The following is a 17,290-nucleotide window of genomic DNA, read 5'->3' on the forward strand; positions in this document are numbered from 1 at the left end:
TACGGAAGTAATGCAGACCACTGGAGAAATGGCAGAGTGGTCGAATGCGGCGGTCTTGAAAACCGTTGACTGTAACAGGTCCGGGGGTTCGAATCCCTCTTTCTCCGCAATAAACACTGGTAATTAATCAGTTAAAAGATAAACACCCAATTTTACACCCAAAAATGTAAAGTTGGGTTTTTTATTTAGGTTATAAAAAATCTAATGGACTTGGTGTCGATTTCTTATCTACATCTGTAATATGAGTGTAAATCATGGTTGTTCTAATATCACTATGCCCTAATAATTCTTGTACAACCCGAATGTCAATTCCGCTTTTTATTAAATGTGTGGCGTATGAATGACGCAAAGTATGCACACTGCCTTTTGTTGCAATATTGGCTTTTTTCATTGACTTTTTCAAAACTAACTGAACACTTCTTTCGCTGTATTGCTCATCATTAGTTCCTTCAAATAAAAATATTTTGGGTTTATATTCAATATAATATTCTCGCAACAAACTTAATAACTTATCAGGTAAAGATACTAACCTATCTTTATTCCCTTTGCTTTGTTGTATTAATAGTAAATTACTGTCGGATTTTACATCGGTTAGTTTAAGATTTATTAACTCACTTAAGCGTAATCCACAACTGTAAATAGTGGTAAGAATTGCTTTATGCTTTAAATTTTCTGTAGCATTTAATATTTTTCTCACTTCTTCTTGAGAAAAGAAAGTAGGCAGTTGGGTTGATTTTCGTTTAGGATATAAATAATTTAACTCTATCGATTGATTATTGACCAACTCATAAATCTTCTTAATTGCCCCAACTAAAGAGCGTTGATAAGATGCACTAATATTGTCTTGAAATACTTTTTCATTAATAAAACCCTCTATTTCAGCAATAGGTATTTCGTTGAGCGTACGATATTTATTCATATACTCTAAGAATATTTGTGCATAACCACAATACGATTTTATGGTATTATTGGCATAGCGTTGCACTTGCAATCGGTCGTGTAAGGTTTTTAATATTGTTTCGCTATCCATACTTAAATAAATCTAATTTAACCTATTTTGTTTCGCTATCCACAAAAAATAACTTACTAAGTATCTAATTTACAAAAAAGTAATTATATTAGCAACAGATTTTACGAAATGCGCATATAGGTGTTATTTTACGAAACTACACCGTGTTTTATTTCGTGAAATAACAATGTTAGCGGTAATTTTACCAAACAGAATGTTGAACATAAAAAAATATAATCCGATGAAGCTATAAGTAACTTTCCAAAATATATAAACTCAAACTTTTTCATTGCTTTCAAAAAGTAATGGAATTTTATATTATCAATTTATAAAATTAGAAAAAATGACACAGTTACAAATGATTGACAAAACAAAATCTATAGCTCAACAAGACGAAAATGTTTCCGCTGTTTTTATGTATGGTTCATTTACCAAAAACGAAGGAGACAAATATTCTGACATCGAATTTTACATCTTCTTGAAAAATAAAGAAAATTTCTCAGCGGAAAAATGGGTAAATCTAATCCATCCAGTGGCTTTATATTTTACAAACGAATATGGAAGCGAAGTGGCTATTTTTGAGAATATGGTCAGAGGAGAATTCCATTTTTTAAAAACGGAGGATATTGAAATCATCAAATCCTGGGACGGAATTGTTGCATTTAGCGATTTTGACCAGATGAACCTAATCGACAAAGACGGACTTTTAACGAAAACGCTTAATCAAATCGGAACGAAATCGCCCGAAAGAATAACAAAAGAAAATATTTTGTGGTTAAGCCAATCATTACTGAATGTTGTACTGACAACAAGCAACTTGATTAAACGAGAAGAATTTGCTCACGCTCATCACAGTTTATCAAATGTGCAGAAATACTTGCTTTGGCTTATAAGAGCAAGAACAAGCAAAACGCAACATTGGGAAAGTCCGACTAAAAGTCTCGAAAAGGACATTGACACGATTTGGTATTCAGCGTATAAAAAAGTAACATCAGATTTAAATCCCAAAAACATCGTTTTGGCTTTTGAGAACTCATTAAATTTATCGGAAAAACTATTTGATGAACTAAATATTGAACCCAAACTGAAAGAAATCCTACACAAAATAAGATAAAAAAACTACCGCCAACATCGGTTTTGCAAAAGAGCGGGTTAAGTGCAAAGTTCGACATTTATGCTTTCAATCCGCAAAACCATTTTTTATTTGCTTTTAAACTATAAATTAGCAAATAGAAAAAATGGTTTTGCTAACATTAGTGCATAATTGAAAGTTTAGTCTTTCTAATCCGCTCCTTCGCAAAGCCGCAAAACGTTATGTGCCATTTTTGAATGACAATGCGAATAGATACAGACAAACAAATGAATTTACTTAGTGATAAGAACGTTGCAATAATTGGTGGTGGACCCGTTGGACTGACTATGGCAAAATTATTACAGCAAAACGGCATAGACGTTTCAGTTTACGAAAGAGACAACGACCGAGAGGCAAGAATTTTTGGTGGAACCCTTGACCTACACAAAGGTTCAGGTCAGGAAGCAATGAAAAAAGCGGGATTGTTACAAACTTATTATGACTTAGCCTTACCAATGGGTGTAAATATTGCTGATGAAAAAGGCAATATTTTATCCACAAAAAATGTAAAGCCCGAAAATCGATTTGACAATCCTGAAATAAACAGAAATGACTTAAGGGCTATCTTGTTGAATAGTTTAGAAAACGACACGGTTATTTGGGATAGAAAACTTGTTATGCTTGAACCTGGTAAGAAGAAGTGGACACTAACTTTTGAGAATAAACCGAGTGAAACAGCAGATTTGGTTATTCTTGCCAATGGCGGGATGTCCAAGGTAAGAAAATTTGTTACCGACACGGAAGTTGAAGAAACAGGTACTTTCAATATACAAGCCGATATTCATCAACCAGAGATAAACTGTCCTGGATTTTTTCAGCTATGCAATGGAAACCGGCTAATGGCATCTCACCAAGGTAATTTATTATTTGCTAACCCCAATAATAATGGTGCATTGCATTTTGGAATAAGTTTTAAAACACCTGATGAATGGAAAAACCAAACGCAGGTAGATTTTCAAAACAGAAATAGTGTCGTTGATTTTCTTCTGAAAGAATTTTCCGATTGGGACGAACGCTACAAAGAATTGATTCATACGACGTTGTCATTTGTAGGATTGGCTACACGGATATTTCCTTTAGAAAAGCCTTGGAAAAGCAAGCGCCCATTACCCATAACAATGATTGGGGATGCCGCACATTTGATGCCGCCTTTTGCAGGGCAGGGAGTAAATAGTGGGTTGGTGGATGCCTTGATATTGTCTGATAATCTAGCCGATGGAAAATTTAATAGCATTGAAGAGGCTGTTAAAAATTATGAACAGCAAATGTTTATCTATGGCAAAGAAGCACAAGAAGAATCAACTCAAAACGAAATTGAAATGTTTAAACCCGACTTTACGTTTCAGCAATTGTTAAATGTATAAAATGGAATAAAACGGCACATAACAAACAAATTGGCAATAGAGCCGGTGAAGTACTTCTATTGAACTTTTGTGCAATGTTGAAGATTAGTAATTCTATTCAACATTTGTGCTAAAAGTCGGCTCCATCGCCAATTTGCCAAACGTTGTACGACATAGTAAAACCCACCTCGTAAAAATGAAAGTTCGTGACGAAAAACTAAAAGCAATAATTGATTGGTCTAAAAATAACCGAGACATAAGAGCAGTATTATTGACAAGTTCACTTGTAAATCCATTAGCACCTGTTGACGATTTTAGCGACTTAGACATTGAACTTATATTCGAAAATAACGCCAAATATATTTCAGACAATACTTGGACAGAAAATTTTGGAAATCCAATTGCAATGGTTGAAGAAGACGAAACCTATTTCGAAGGTAAACACGCTATGAAAATGGTTTTATATGCTGACTATGTCAAAGTAGATTTCAAATTATACAGCAAACCCGAATTTTTACTTGACGCAAAAAAAAATGAATTACACGAAGATTGGGATATTGGCTATAAAGTTTTGGTGGATAAAGAAGGGCTAACAAATAGTCTAAAAAAGCCTACTCACCAGATTTTTATAATAAAAAAACCTACAGAAAAAAAATTCAAACAAGTTTTAAATGACTTTTGGTGGGACATTGCTCATACCGCAAAATGTATTATTAGGGATGACTTGTTTTATACAAAGTTTATGACTGAAAATAATATCCGAACAGACTATTTAATCCCTTTAATCGAATGGTACATTTCAAGCGAACATAATTGGAATATTACAACCAATAAATACGGCAGACTTTTTAAAAAATACCTGACTACCGATTTGTGGGAAACAATAGAACAAACATTTTCAGGAAGTAAAAAAAATGATAATTGGGATGCTTTATTTGCAATGGCTGATTTAGTTTCAAAAATTGGAACTGAATTATCGAAAAAACTAAATTATGATTATCCCAAAAAATTAGAAAAAGACATACGAAAATATTTGGACGAATTAAAAACTAAATAAATAACTACGTCGTACAATAACTAAGCTTTCGTCTTGCCCGGAGGGCACGAGATGAAAGCCCGTTGAACGGAACCGTAGGAAGCTTAATACGTATTATGGAGTTTTCGAAGTATGACTTTAAGATATACCAGCAGTAATTTTAGGATTACTGCTTTTTTTATGGTTAAAGTTGTGCTGTTTCAATTGTTTTTTGGTGTTTTTTGGAACAATTAAACACAAGTTCCCTAACCCGTAAAACCTAATTCACAGAAGCAATTGTGTTTTCGATAAGATATGCTTTTGGCGGACCTCTTTGCCCAAAAACATGTAACGTAACCAAATTACCAACTTTGCAACAATAACATTTTCGATGTTGTGTTTTAGGTTCAACTATCGGTCGAATGATATTTAAATCTTCTTGTAATTGTTGCAATTTACCCCGTTTCCAACTGCTACTTAAAATACCGTAATGCCTAATTCGAACAAAGCGTTTAGGCAGAATATGTAAACTAAAGCGGCGGGCAAATTCTTCGTTTTTTAATGTTAATTGCTTGGTTTTACTGTGGTCTTTATAATCTTTGTAATGAATGGTAACCTCTTGATGAGTTACGTTTTTAATCCGATGGTTGCTAATAGCCACCTTGTGCGTATATCTCCCTAAATATTCAATGACTTGTTTGGGACCACCAAAAGGGCGCTTGGCATAAACCACCCAATCCTTTTCAAACAAACTTTGCAAGACTTGAGCATCTGCCAATTTTTCTTTGCGCAACAAGGCTACATATTTGGCACGAAAAACCTTACTCAAGGCTTTTACTGCAAACAAGTATTTATCGGTTTTTATCTTTCGTTTCCACTTACCATTTGCATCAATTCCTCCACCTGGAACAATACAATGTAGATGCGGATGCAAACTCAAATTTTGTCCCCAAGTATGTAAAACAGCAATCATACCCAATTGCAAACCGTCGGTTTTACCAAATTGAGAAAGCGTTGCCCAAACCGAATCAAACAAGATTTTATAAATCAATTGTGGTTGATGAATCGCCAAACCATTAAGCGAATCTGGAATAGTAAAAACCACATGATAATACGAACAGGGCAATAAATCATGTTCGCGCGCCTGAATCCATTCTTCTCGTTTATGACCTTGGCATTTCGGGCAATGCCTGTTGCGACAACTGTTGTAACTGATGTTGATGTTTCCACAGGTATCACACGCATCTACATGTCCGCCCAAAGCAGCAGTTCGGCATAAAGTCAGTGCTCGGAGTGTTTTCTCCTGATGAACCGTGAAGTTTTGATGGGATAAATCAACTTTTCTCAGCACATCAGCTACTTCCCATTGCGGCTGCATAGCGCAAAAACGGTATCAATTGGACTGTGTATTTTTTGGTTTTCGAGCTGACAAACATGTAAATATTCCATCGTAGTTTCGATGCGTTCATGCCCCATCAATTTCTGAACTTGCAGAATATTTACACCATCTTCCAATAAATGGGTCGCATAGCTGTGGCGCAGCGTGTGTGTATGCACATCTTTTAAAATGCCTGCTTTTTTACAAACCGATTGAATCGCCCATTGAACCCCGCGTTGGCTGTATCGAGAATCAAATCCTTTGGTATCTTTGGTATTACCCGTAAATAAAAATGTGGTGGGATGTTCGACTGAAATATATTTTTTAATCCCTCGAATGATATGATCAGAAAGCGGAACATAACGATCCTTCTTCCCTTTACTTTGAACGATATGAAGGAGTTTCCGATCAAAATCTAAATGCTTTAATTCGATGTTTCTCACTTCCATACAACGAAGTCCACAACTGTAAATCAAACCAATTAAAATGCGATGTTTAAGTAAATCGGCATGTTGAAGCAATTTCCAAATCTCATCTCGACTAAGAATTACGGGAAGTTTTTTTTCTTTAGGAATGGAAGGTAAATGAAGATAATCGTACGGAAGATTTTCGGTTTTTAATAGAAACCTTAGTCCGTAAACCGTGTGTTTAAAATACGATTGAGAAGGAGAATTCGACCGTTGTTGTAGTTCAAAAAGATAGTCTTTAACTTGTTCGGGATCTAATTCGGTAGGTAAACAGCCAAAATGAAGTGCCATTGCAGCCACATGGCGGGAATAATTATCAAAAGTGCGTTTACTTCTACCTAAAATGGAAATATTTCGTTCGAAACGTTGCAGAAGTTCAGAGAAACCATTAATTTCACTACAAGCGCGATTCAAATATTTGTTCGCTCTTAATTCCTCCGGAGATTTTTTTTAGTTACCATAATTTTGAATTTTTAATACCCTAAATATATGGTTTCTAGTAGAAAAGCTACCGAAGGTTTAGTTCAACAAGGTATTGCCAAAAGCGGGGCTGAACGACTTCGATTGGACATTTGTGCAAGGTTCAACATTCGTCCTTCGTTTGAACTTTTGCGCTAAAAATCCCCGCCTTCGGCAATACCCAAACCGTTAGCTGTAACCTTTTCAAAAATGACATTTAGAATAAAATACAAATTACTATTTATGGGACTTTTTAGTTTATTGTCAAATTTTGGTTTCTCACAAGACACCAAAATTTCTGAACAATTAGAAAAAATAGGATATTTTAATTTAATTGATGATGACAACAAAAAAGCATTTTTAAAACAGAAAATAGACTTTGATTATAATGATGATTCAAATCAATATATAGGAAAAGGATGGGTTACTTTTCCAAATGATTATTACATTTCGGATGTTTATAAGCAAGAAGAATATAAAAATAGTTCTTCAACTTCTGATTTTAGAGCATTTGAAGTTTGGGCAAGTAGTTTGTTTAGAGGCGAATTTGTTGACTACTTAAAATCAGCAAAAGTAGTTTTTGAGAAAAACAATTTAAAATTAGATTGGAAAGATGAAATATTTGATGAGAATAGTAAGGAAAAAATACATCATAGAATTACAGTAAATGACGTTGAGTATGTTATTTTTTCTGGACAAGTTACCAGAGATAATATTGGTCAAGTGATGTACACATATCTTAACTCTTTTAGAAATATCTTAAATAAATCTATAGAGCAACAAAACAAGGATTATAAGGTAATTCTAATTACTCAACCTGAGCATGTTATGTTTGTTGTGTTGAGCAATGACATGTTGAAAAAATTCAAAGAAATAATCTCTAAATCAAAAAATAAAATTGAAGAATAATAAGGCTACAGCTAATAACTAAGCTTTCGTCTTGCCCGGAGGGCACGAGATGAAAGCCCGTTGAACGGAACCGTAGGAAGCTTAATACGTATTATGGAGTTTTCGAAGTATGACTTTAAGATATACCAGCAGTAATTTTAGGATTACTGCTTTTTTTATGGTTAAAGTTGTGCTGTTTCAATTGTTTTTTGGTGTTTTTTGGAACAATTAAACACAAGTTCCCTAACCCGTAAAACCTAATTCACAGAAGCAATTGTGTTTTCGATAAGATATGCTTTTGGCGGACCTCTTTGCCCAAAAACATGTAACGTAACCAAATTACCAACTTTGCAACAATAACATTTTCGATGTTGTGTTTTAGGTTCAACTATCGGTCGAATGATATTTAAATCTTCTTGTAATTGTTGCAATTTACCCCGTTTCCAACTGCTACTTAAAATACCGTAATGCCTAATTCGAACAAAGCGTTTAGGCAGAATATGTAAACTAAAGCGGCGGGCAAATTCTTCGTTTTTTAATGTTAATTGCTTGGTTTTACTGTGGTCTTTATAATCTTTGTAATGAATGGTAACCTCTTGATGAGTTACGTTTTTAATCCGATGGTTGCTAATAGCCACCTTGTGCGTATATCTCCCTAAATATTCAATGACTTGTTTGGGACCACCAAAAGGGCGCTTGGCATAAACCACCCAATCCTTTTCAAACAAACTTTGCAAGACTTGAGCATCTGCCAATTTTTCTTTGCGCAACAAGGCTACATATTTGGCACGAAAAACCTTACTCAAGGCTTTTACTGCAAACAAGTATTTATCGGTTTTTATCTTTCGTTTCCACTTACCATTTGCATCAATTCCTCCACCTGGAACAATACAATGTAGATGCGGATGCAAACTCAAATTTTGTCCCCAAGTATGTAAAACAGCAATCATACCCAATTGCAAACCGTCGGTTTTACCAAATTGAGAAAGCGTTGCCCAAACCGAATCAAACAAGATTTTATAAATCAATTGTGGTTGATGAATCGCCAAACCATTAAGCGAATCTGGAATAGTAAAAACCACATGATAATACGAACAGGGCAATAAATCATGTTCGCGCGCCTGAATCCATTCTTCTCGTTTATGACCTTGGCATTTCGGGCAATGCCTGTTGCGACAACTGTTGTAACTGATGTTGATGTTTCCACAGGTATCACACGCATCTACATGTCCGCCCAAAGCAGCAGTTCGGCATAAAGTCAGTGCTCGGAGTGTTTTCTCCTGATGAACCGTGAAGTTTTGATGGGATAAATCAACTTTTCTCAGCACATCAGCTACTTCCCATTGCGGCTGCATAGCGCAAAAACGGTATCAATTGGACTGTGTATTTTTTGGTTTTCGAGCTGACAAACATGTAAATATTCCATCGTAGTTTCGATGCGTTCATGCCCCATCAATTTCTGAACTTGCAGAATATTTACACCATCTTCCAATAAATGGGTCGCATAGCTGTGGCGCAGCGTGTGTGTATGCACATCTTTTAAAATGCCTGCTTTTTTACAAACCGATTGAATCGCCCATTGAACCCCGCGTTGGCTGTATCGAGAATCAAATCCTTTGGTATCTTTGGTATTACCCGTAAATAAAAATGTGGTGGGATGTTCGACTGAAATATATTTTTTAATCCCTCGAATGATATGATCAGAAAGCGGAACATAACGATCCTTCTTCCCTTTACTTTGAACGATATGAAGGAGTTTCCGATCAAAATCTAAATGCTTTAATTCGATGTTTCTCACTTCCATACAACGAAGTCCACAACTGTAAATCAAACCAATTAAAATGCGATGTTTAAGTAAATCGGCATGTTGAAGCAATTTCCAAATCTCATCTCGACTAAGAATTACGGGAAGTTTTTTTTCTTTAGGAATGGAAGGTAAATGAAGATAATCGTACGGAAGATTTTCGGTTTTTAATAGAAACCTTAGTCCGTAAACCGTGTGTTTAAAATACGATTGAGAAGGAGAATTCGACCGTTGTTGTAGTTCAAAAAGATAGTCTTTAACTTGTTCGGGATCTAATTCGGTAGGTAAACAGCCAAAATGAAGTGCCATTGCAGCCACATGGCGGGAATAATTATCAAAAGTGCGTTTACTTCTACCTAAAATGGAAATATTTCGTTCGAAACGTTGCAGAAGTTCAGAGAAACCATTAATTTCACTACAAGCGCGATTCAAATATTTGTTCGCTCTTAATTCCTCCGGAGATTTTTTTTAGTTACCATAATTTTGAATTTTTAATACCCTAAATATATGGTTTCTAGTAGAAAAGCTACCGAAGGTTTAGTTCAACAACGGCTATGCGCCAGGCGGGAAAACGTTCTTCGGTTGATAGATTACGGATGCGAGAAATGAGCGTTTTCAAAAGAACAATTCCGGGTAAAAGCCCCGCCCGGCGCATAGCCGCGGAACGTTAGTAAATCTTTTAAAATATTGTGAACCTATTCCAACAAAGTTATTCCATAAAATTTTGAGCCTTCAAAGCTCTAAAAATTTTACGGAAATAACTTTGATAAACACTTTTCAATTATTGCTTTTGACTCCACTCTTTGAAAGATTTAGCTGTCCTTGGATTTTTGATAAAAAACTGATTTACATTTTCTAATTGATTTATTAATTGCCCCTTTTCTTTTTCTAAACGCTCATACTCCGATTTCTCAATAGTATTCTTAGATGCTATGAACATTGAAAAGCCCGTTATTAAAAAAAGAACGACATTCATTCCTATCAAGTATAATAGTCTTTTAGAGCTAACTGCTTTATAAACTTTTAAAAGCTCTTCATTGTTTTTTGATATCTCTCGATAAAACTCTTCAAAGCCGTTCTGTAAACGTTGTCGTTGTTCTTTTTCTATCTGTCGGAGTTCAGCAACATTTACAGTTACTTTGATATTACTCAATTCTTTGATTGTATCTAAATGTTTTTTTTCACTTTGCTTTATCGTTTGTTCTAAATGTATGACTTGCTGAAGTAATATTTCAGTCATCTCCGTGAGTTTAGGTTGATTCTTTGCCATTGTTTATCTTTTTAATGTTCTTCGTTTGCGTTTTTTCTGTTCATCGTCTTCATCGTTACCGCCAAACTGTAAAGCAGATAACAAACTAAATAACACTGATGTATCTGTTTTCCAATTTTGCATTTGTGGTTCAGATGATTCTTGATTAGTTAATAGTTTGTGTACTTCATCCTTAGGCTCCGTACTTGTTGTATTTTTAAATAAGTCATTCAACTTCATATTTCGGTCAATTTCACTTGCTTTTAAGTTTGTTCCTGTTGGTAAATGAATAAAGCGATACCCTTGAATATTTCCCTGATTATTAATCGTAGGTTTAAGCTCAATCTCTTTTTCCAACATTAAGTAAGTGTACTGTTGTAAATCTTTCGGCTTCTGTCTTAAAACTTCCCTGTGAGCTGTTTTAATAGCATTTTTAGCTATTAAGTTTGTGTTGTTGGCTCTTTGCTTCTTGTTCTCATTTTCTTGTCTTATAGAAGTCCATCCGTATTTAAGAGCTATTTCGTGAGCTATTCTTTGAGCTTCAAACCCAATGTAATTATCTTTTAATGCCTTTCCGTTTTCATCTATGCGATTGGCGATGATGTGAATATGCTTGTGCTCTTTTTCTGTATGAACAAAAGCAATGTATTGAGCTTTGGTGGGATCGATTTGTAAACCAAGTAAAAATTCAACTGCCAATGCCCTTAAATCTCTATCAATCATCTTTTTACTATCTGCAATTGTTGGAGATATAACAGCTGATATGGTGTTGTTTTTACATCTGCTATTTTGATTTTGTAATATCTGCATGGTTTGAAACATATCTTTCGGAGTATCCCCCGAAAGATTGTTTCTCAATAGTTCATATCCTTTATTCGGATTGATTACATAGTTAAACAGAGCTGTACCTCCAACACAAGACTTTGCCATACCTATCATTTTAATTTTTTTAAATGTTCTCGAATTAGTCTTGCTGTTTCAATGGTATTTTCTTTAACTCCTGTAACATCGCCTATCTTAAAAAGATTGCCTATTCTTCTAAAATTATCTGCGTATTTATTTAGTAGCTTGTAAACTTCTACTTCGTCAGGAGTTAATTTATAGGCTAAAGAATAGTTGAGTGCGGTGTTTCGAATGTACTCCGAAACGCTACAACCTACTTTTTCTGCTTTGTTTTTTATGATTAGAGCTTCTGTAAGAGTAACTCTAAATTCTATCTTCTTTGTTTTTTTCATCGTCTTACCCATTTTGCGACCTTCGGGAGAAAAACGAGTGGTCTTTGGCTGTCAAATTTCCAATTTGTAAGGACAAAGACACATCTCGATAATTCTTACGTCAAATCATTGCGGTTAATAGTTAGTAAATAATCATTCAAATCTTTGTGATTCTCGTACAGTTTTCGTCCATCAACAACGTTTGTATAGGTCTGAGCTACTTTTTGAAAGGCACTTTCTCCAGCTTTATCATTGTCGAAACAACAAATAATACTTTCATACTTTAATTCTTTGTACAAAGTATTATTGATACTTTTATCCATTTGTACATTGATACATTTATACAATTCCCCATTTGTACATTTGTACAAATAATTATTTGGTGTTTTAATTATTGTATTATTCAACATTGATACGGAATTAAGAATCAAATAATCATATTGCTTTTCTGCATTTGGATAAAGGGTTAAAAAGCTGATGTAATCACTCCAAGATTCAAACAAGACAATATGTTTACTTTTGTTATCAAAGTAGGTTACTGCCTTTTTTCCAAGACACATTTTTATATACACGTTTCTTAGTTCGAAACCATTTATGGTGGTATTGGGAAAACCAACAGCGTAATATGATTTGTTGTTTAGAGTATAGTGTACTTCCTTACAATAAGTTTGAGCCATTTTAAGGCTAAGATTACGCTCAGTGATATATTGTATCAAGTTTGGATGTGTTAATGGCTTAATCGCTTGAATTGTATATGTTGGTTCTTGAATAATGTTAGAACTCACAATAATTGGCTGATGAAAAGAAAAAGAATCGTTTTTGAGCAATTCTAAAGCTGATTTAATATCGCAATTATTGTACTTCATCACAAAATCAAGTGTTGTTCCACCAAAACCAGCAGAATGGTCATAAAACACGTTTTTATCAATATTCACTTTAAATGATGCTGTTTTTTCAGTTCTAAATGGACTGAGATACCACCAATCAACTCTCATTATTTTGGTTGGGGTATGACCTAACTTTTTAAGTAAGTCTGTTAGGCTAATTTGTTTAGCTGATTCACAATTCATACGTTTTGAAATAGTCGGGTTAAAAATCTGTTTTTTTTGATGCAATGATGCAGAAAGGTGTTAATCAATTGTATTTCAATAAAATACTCTGCATCACTCTTGCATCACTGCATCAAACTCATTTTGTTTCTTGCATCACTCTTGCATCAAACTTGATGTGTTTTTAGTTTGATGCAGACTTTGATGCAGTGTAACTTATTAATAAACAACAGTTTAATCTATTCTTGCATCATTGCATCAAATATTTTATAGAATAAATCTTTTTTAATGATGTAGTAACGTCCTCTACGTTCTATTTTAACAAATTCTCCATGAGATAAAAGCTCTATTCCTTGATAAGATTTTGTGTTATTTTGTGGTTCGAAATCCCATTTCTTTAAAATCTTTCTTATTTCACTAGCAGATATAATTAGTTTTGGGTTTGTCTTGCGTAATAACAAGAGTAAATCATTGGGAGCTACGCAAATTTCATCCTCGTCAACCTTTTCGAAGCACAGGTTTAAAAGTTCTAAAACTGAAATCTCTATTTTGTTTTTACTAATTAGCTTTAAAAGAGAAGCTGTAAGTATCTGTTTAGGTGTAAACCACATTCGGGTTTGTTGCGTGGTGTAATAAGGTCGTAGAAGTAAGTATTTGATAAAATAAGGAACTTCACTTGTTAGCTTCTTGATAAAGTGAACGTCTTCTGATTCAATAGGTTTAATCTTTCGAATCCAAAAACGTATTTCTTCTTCGTCTATTTGAATGAAATCATCCTCATTGTTAGAGCAAAGAATAAACTTGGCGAAAAACTCTATTTCCTGTCTGTCTTTTCCCTTTGCTTCAACTTTGTCTTTGTCAGTAGTAGAAAGGTACTTTAAACGCTCTGTAATCTCTTTCTTATCAAAGAATACTTCGTCTATGGCAACTAATAACATACTTGCCCAATCAGCGTTAAATTGAGAACCAAAAGAATCTCCTTTGATATAAGTCATATTGAGTCCAAAGATATTTTTAAGCCATTTAATAAAAGAGCTTTTTCCTGTTGCACGTTCTTTACTAACAAGGCACAATATTGGTAAGGTTTGCGTTGGCTTCTCATACAATAGCTTTAGATAGTCTAAACCATATTCGTATTGTTCACTTCCGAATATGTGCTTTACAAAGTGTAGTGAGTTTGGAATCAATTGTTCTAATTCATTTAAGTTAAAATCTTCTTCTATTGGTTTCATATTTAATTCATTATAGGTATTAAAAAAGTTTTCTACGATTGGTTGATAGTTAAGATGGTCTGGAATACAACAAAAGCCATCTAATTTTAAGACGTTCTCTAAGTAGGACTTTCCGTGATCTGATACAATCGTTTCACGAGTCCAACGCACCATTACTTTAACTTTATCACCTGATATCAAAGGTTTTTCGATGATTTTAAAGTAAGCAGTTCCTACTCGGATATAGGGTATATCTAAGCTCATATTTACTTGTGTTTTAATAATCCTTATCTTTATACGATAAGAGTTGAGTTATACTTTAATTGGATATTAAGGGACGATTTGCACAAGTTGTCCCTTTTATTTTTTAGCGAATAGTTCTAATGCCAAGTCAGCATCGACTATAATTTTTCTACCTCTTTGGATAATCGCTTTTTTGATATGACCTTCTTTCTTGATTTTATTAGCAGTGGTAATACTGCACCCAAGTAGGTCTGCTATACCACGTATTCCGTAAACATAACGCTTTGTAGATTGTTGCGTTTCTTGCGAAGTATTGAGTTCTTTAAAATCCTTTATAGATACTGTTTGTAATAACTGTAATAGTTCTTCTCCTGTCATTTGCCAAACTGGCTTTTCTTTTAATTCGCTTATATACATAGTTTTAGTTTTTAAATTATACGATTTTGTGATGTTCGAACAATTCAAAACTATCTGTAAATTTCTGTGGAAATGTGTGGAATTTGATAAAAAAACAAAACGCATATAATTAATAATGAATTAGTTATATGCGTTTGGTTATTTGTTTTTGAGGAAATCAAAAATAAAAGACTTTAAAAACTCTTTAATGAACTTAAAAGGATTAAAACAATAATTAAATTTCTTCTGAAGGTTTATAAAAGCGTTTCGAAATTGTCAATGCAGACTTTAGTTTTAATTTCAACACAATGAAGTCAATCACTTTATCTCTAACATCTTTTTCTATATCCTTCATCATTTCATATAGTGGTGGTTGAGCAAATTTTGTTATGTATTTAAACGTTGAATCAAATCGAGCTTTAGGCTCTCTTAAATTAAATATTAAATAAAAATCTTCAAATGCTAAATCATCTTCCTTAAAACATTTTAATTCTAAAGCAGAGTTATAAAGTTTAAGTACATCTTTGATCTCAAATAAATCAGATTCTAAACGAAGTCTATCTTCAGGGTAATACACATAAATATCTTCTTTAACTATTAAAAGGTAATCTCGTATTTTGTGATAATAGTTTTGAATTAGATGCACATTATCCTGTGTATAGGTATCTCTTTCTGCTAAAACCCTATAAAGTTCTTTCTCCCAATACTTTTTATCTTCATCAAATTCACATTGTGATACCCAGATAGGTTTTTCTTTTTCCTGTATTTCTTTTAAATCCTGTCGCGCAATTAAGATTTTGTTCTCAAACATTTTAGGAAGTAGTACTTTATCATATAAATGAATAAAATCAAAATGAGTTATTAACTCGTCTTTATCATCAATAAGCTTATTAATAACTTCAATCTGCTTTAGTATATTCAGAAATACTTTTTTAGATAAACTCTCTGCTTGTCCTGTTATTAAAAGAGCATCAATATCAAGTTTTGTTAAATCGCTAAATGCTTTAGCATAACTCTCCTGTCGAATACATTGATATGTGTTCTGTTGTAAGGAATCAGTATCTAATAAATTTGATAGTTCTTTTAGTATTTTTAAATACTCATTTAAGTGTTTCAAAAGAGGATTATCTAAACTCATATCATATCAAATTTAGTCATTGCATTCGCTTTAATCGTATCAGCTACATCAATATAAGGTTTCATTGATTTGTAGTCTGAATGTCCTGTCCATTTCATTACAACCTGTACAGGTATCCCCAATGATAAAGCGGTACAGATAAATGTTCTTCGCCCTACGTGAGTGCTTAAATGTTCGTATTTGGGTTTTACTTCATCTATTCTTTCATTGCCTACATAGTAGGTTTCTCTAATCGGTTCGTTAATCTCTGCTAACTCTCCAAGTTCTTTTATGTAGTCATTCATCTTTTGATTAGAAATAACAGGTAGAGCCTTTCCTTTTTCAAAAGGTACATCTTTGTACTTCTTTAATATTGCTCTGCTGTGTTTGTTTAATTCTACTCTTAAAGGGTCATTTGTCTTTTTAGTAACAAACTCAATAGCATCATTTTTAATATCGTGTCTTGTTAGGCTAAAAGCATCTGAATAGCGAAGTCCTGTGTAACAACAGAAAAGCAATACATCACGTACACGTTCTAAGTATGACTTAGTGCCTAAATCCGTTGATTTAATCTGTTCGATTTCCTCTTGGGTTAAGAAGATTATCTTTTTAGAGGTTTCTTTTAGCTTTGGTTTAAAGTCTTCAAAATTATAGGCAATTGTATAATTGTTGTTTTTACACCACTTCAAAAACCACTTTACAAAACTAATCTGCTTTTCGATGGTACTATTACGCATCTGCTTTTCAATACGTAGAAATGAAACGTAGTCTAATAAGGTCTTTTCATTAATATCAGTAAACTGAAAGTTGCTTTTGAAAGAAAAAAGATGTGAACGAACAGTATTAAACTTGGTGTAAGTAGCAGTTGTCCAATCGTTGCGTTTTCCGCTGTTCTTTACAAACTCGTCAAAAGCCGTAAACAGGTTCTTTTCTGTCGCTGATATGGTTTGTTTATCCGAGTAGCGTTTTATTTCATCTTTTAAGAGTTCAAAAGAAGGTACTTCGTTTTTCAATTCATACTCTTTAAAGATTCTATCTATTGTAGTAGATAGCTCCTGTATTGCTGTATTGATTTCGGAAGAGCTTTGTTTTAGCTTATTGGTACACCCATTGCGTACCTTTTCTTTTGCTTCATCCCATTTAGAAGCATCAATGCGGTAGCCTGTAAAGAGTTCTACACGACCACCATTATATACCACTCTTGCACGAATTGGAACGTTCTCTGTGATTAATACACCGTCCTTTTTTCTCTTTTCAATAGCAATAGTTATCTTTCTTTTTATAGTCATAGTTATTTGTAATAGCACCCAAATATA

Annotated in this window: 17 protein-coding genes and 1 tRNA gene; 5 read left to right on the forward strand and 13 right to left on the reverse strand. The window is 33.7% G+C overall.

Going from position 1 to position 17,290, the window contains the following annotated elements; all coding sequences use genetic code 11:
• Positions 1-22: 22 nt before the first annotated feature.
• A tRNA-Ser gene (locus RT228_RS11340) sits at positions 23-107 on the forward strand.
• An 83-nt stretch (positions 108-190) separates the two neighbouring features.
• Here the strand turns inward: RT228_RS11340 and RT228_RS11345 are convergent.
• Complete coding sequence (locus RT228_RS11345; RefSeq protein WP_253114210.1) at positions 191-1,030, reverse strand: tyrosine-type recombinase/integrase; 840 nt, start codon at positions 1,028-1,030, stop codon at positions 191-193.
• 322 nt (positions 1,031-1,352) lie between these two features.
• On the opposite strand from RT228_RS11345, the gene lnu(H) reads away from it, so the two are divergent.
• The 3 genes from lnu(H) to RT228_RS11360 all read left to right on the forward strand — a co-directional run bounded on the left by lnu(H) (position 1,353) and on the right by RT228_RS11360 (position 4,541).
• Positions 1,353-2,123 (forward strand): lincosamide nucleotidyltransferase Lnu(H), encoded by a 771-nt coding sequence (lnu(H), locus tag RT228_RS11350; RefSeq protein WP_313138676.1) that lies wholly within the window; start codon positions 1,353-1,355, stop codon positions 2,121-2,123.
• A 215-nt stretch (positions 2,124-2,338) separates the two neighbouring features.
• Positions 2,339-3,505, forward strand: coding sequence for a tetracycline-inactivating monooxygenase Tet(X2) (locus RT228_RS11355; RefSeq protein ID WP_008651082.1), 1,167 nt, complete (start codon positions 2,339-2,341; stop codon positions 3,503-3,505).
• Between the two features lie 175 nt (positions 3,506-3,680).
• Entirely contained in the window at positions 3,681-4,541 is an 861-nt protein-coding gene (locus RT228_RS11360) for an AadS family aminoglycoside 6-adenylyltransferase (protein ID WP_025069680.1), read from the forward strand.
• Between the two features lie 238 nt (positions 4,542-4,779).
• Here RT228_RS11360 and RT228_RS11365 read toward each other — a convergent pair whose 3' ends face one another.
• Positions 4,780-5,877, reverse strand: coding sequence for an IS91 family transposase (locus RT228_RS11365; RefSeq protein WP_313138677.1), 1,098 nt, complete (start codon positions 5,875-5,877; stop codon positions 4,780-4,782).
• A complete protein-coding gene (locus RT228_RS11370) occupies positions 5,856-6,758 on the reverse strand; it encodes a tyrosine-type recombinase/integrase (RefSeq protein WP_073028679.1) in 903 nt (300 codons plus the stop codon). Before RT228_RS11370 ends, RT228_RS11365 begins: the two co-directional genes overlap by 22 nt.
• Before the next feature lie 288 nt (positions 6,759-7,046).
• Between RT228_RS11370 and RT228_RS11375 the strand changes: the two genes are divergently transcribed.
• Positions 7,047-7,712 carry a hypothetical protein gene (locus tag RT228_RS11375; protein WP_313138678.1) on the forward strand — a complete coding sequence of 222 codons (666 nt, stop codon included), beginning with the start codon at positions 7,047-7,049 and terminating at the stop codon, positions 7,710-7,712.
• Positions 7,713-7,948: 236 nt separating this feature from the next.
• On the opposite strand, the gene RT228_RS11380 is transcribed toward RT228_RS11375, so the two are convergent.
• The 10 genes from RT228_RS11380 to RT228_RS11425 all read right to left on the reverse strand — a co-directional run bounded on the left by RT228_RS11380 (position 7,949) and on the right by RT228_RS11425 (position 17,263).
• Positions 7,949-9,046: an IS91 family transposase gene (locus tag RT228_RS11380; protein WP_313138677.1), complete on the reverse strand. Its 1,098-nt coding sequence runs from the start codon at positions 9,044-9,046 to the stop codon at positions 7,949-7,951.
• Positions 9,025-9,927, reverse strand: a complete 903-nt coding sequence (locus tag RT228_RS11385; protein ID WP_073028679.1) for a tyrosine-type recombinase/integrase — start codon at positions 9,925-9,927, stop codon at positions 9,025-9,027. The genes RT228_RS11380 and RT228_RS11385 overlap by 22 nt, the downstream gene beginning before the upstream one ends.
• Positions 9,928-10,276: 349 nt before the next feature.
• Positions 10,277-10,765, reverse strand: a complete 489-nt coding sequence (locus tag RT228_RS11390) for a hypothetical protein (RefSeq protein WP_253114194.1) — start codon at positions 10,763-10,765, stop codon at positions 10,277-10,279.
• A gap of 3 nt (positions 10,766-10,768) precedes the next feature.
• Complete coding sequence (locus tag RT228_RS11395; RefSeq protein WP_253114191.1) at positions 10,769-11,683, reverse strand: relaxase/mobilization nuclease domain-containing protein; 915 nt, start codon at positions 11,681-11,683, stop codon at positions 10,769-10,771.
• Positions 11,680-11,979: a plasmid mobilization protein gene (locus tag RT228_RS11400; RefSeq protein WP_313138679.1), complete on the reverse strand. Its 300-nt coding sequence runs from the start codon at positions 11,977-11,979 to the stop codon at positions 11,680-11,682. The genes RT228_RS11395 and RT228_RS11400 overlap by 4 nt, the downstream gene beginning before the upstream one ends.
• A gap of 95 nt (positions 11,980-12,074) precedes the next feature.
• Positions 12,075-13,028, reverse strand: coding sequence for a toprim domain-containing protein (locus tag RT228_RS11405; RefSeq protein WP_036496816.1), 954 nt, complete (start codon positions 13,026-13,028; stop codon positions 12,075-12,077).
• A gap of 218 nt (positions 13,029-13,246) precedes the next feature.
• Positions 13,247-14,482 (reverse strand): DUF5906 domain-containing protein, encoded by a 1,236-nt coding sequence (locus RT228_RS11410; protein ID WP_313138680.1) that lies wholly within the window; start codon positions 14,480-14,482, stop codon positions 13,247-13,249.
• A 96-nt stretch (positions 14,483-14,578) separates the two neighbouring features.
• Positions 14,579-14,878: a DUF3853 family protein gene (locus RT228_RS11415; protein ID WP_006260872.1), complete on the reverse strand. Its 300-nt coding sequence runs from the start codon at positions 14,876-14,878 to the stop codon at positions 14,579-14,581.
• A 214-nt stretch (positions 14,879-15,092) separates the two neighbouring features.
• The gene (locus tag RT228_RS11420) at positions 15,093-15,995 is read right to left on the reverse strand and encodes a hypothetical protein (protein WP_286397900.1); all 903 of its coding nucleotides are present in this window, start codon (positions 15,993-15,995) and stop codon (positions 15,093-15,095) included.
• The gene (locus RT228_RS11425) at positions 15,992-17,263 is read right to left on the reverse strand and encodes a tyrosine-type recombinase/integrase (RefSeq protein ID WP_313138681.1); all 1,272 of its coding nucleotides are present in this window, start codon (positions 17,261-17,263) and stop codon (positions 15,992-15,994) included. Before RT228_RS11425 ends, RT228_RS11420 begins: the two co-directional genes overlap by 4 nt.
• Positions 17,264-17,290 lie beyond the last annotated feature (27 nt).

The organism is Myroides sp. (genome assembly GCF_032073645.1).
GTDB lineage: Bacteria > Bacteroidota > Bacteroidia > Flavobacteriales > Flavobacteriaceae > Flavobacterium > Flavobacterium odoratimimum.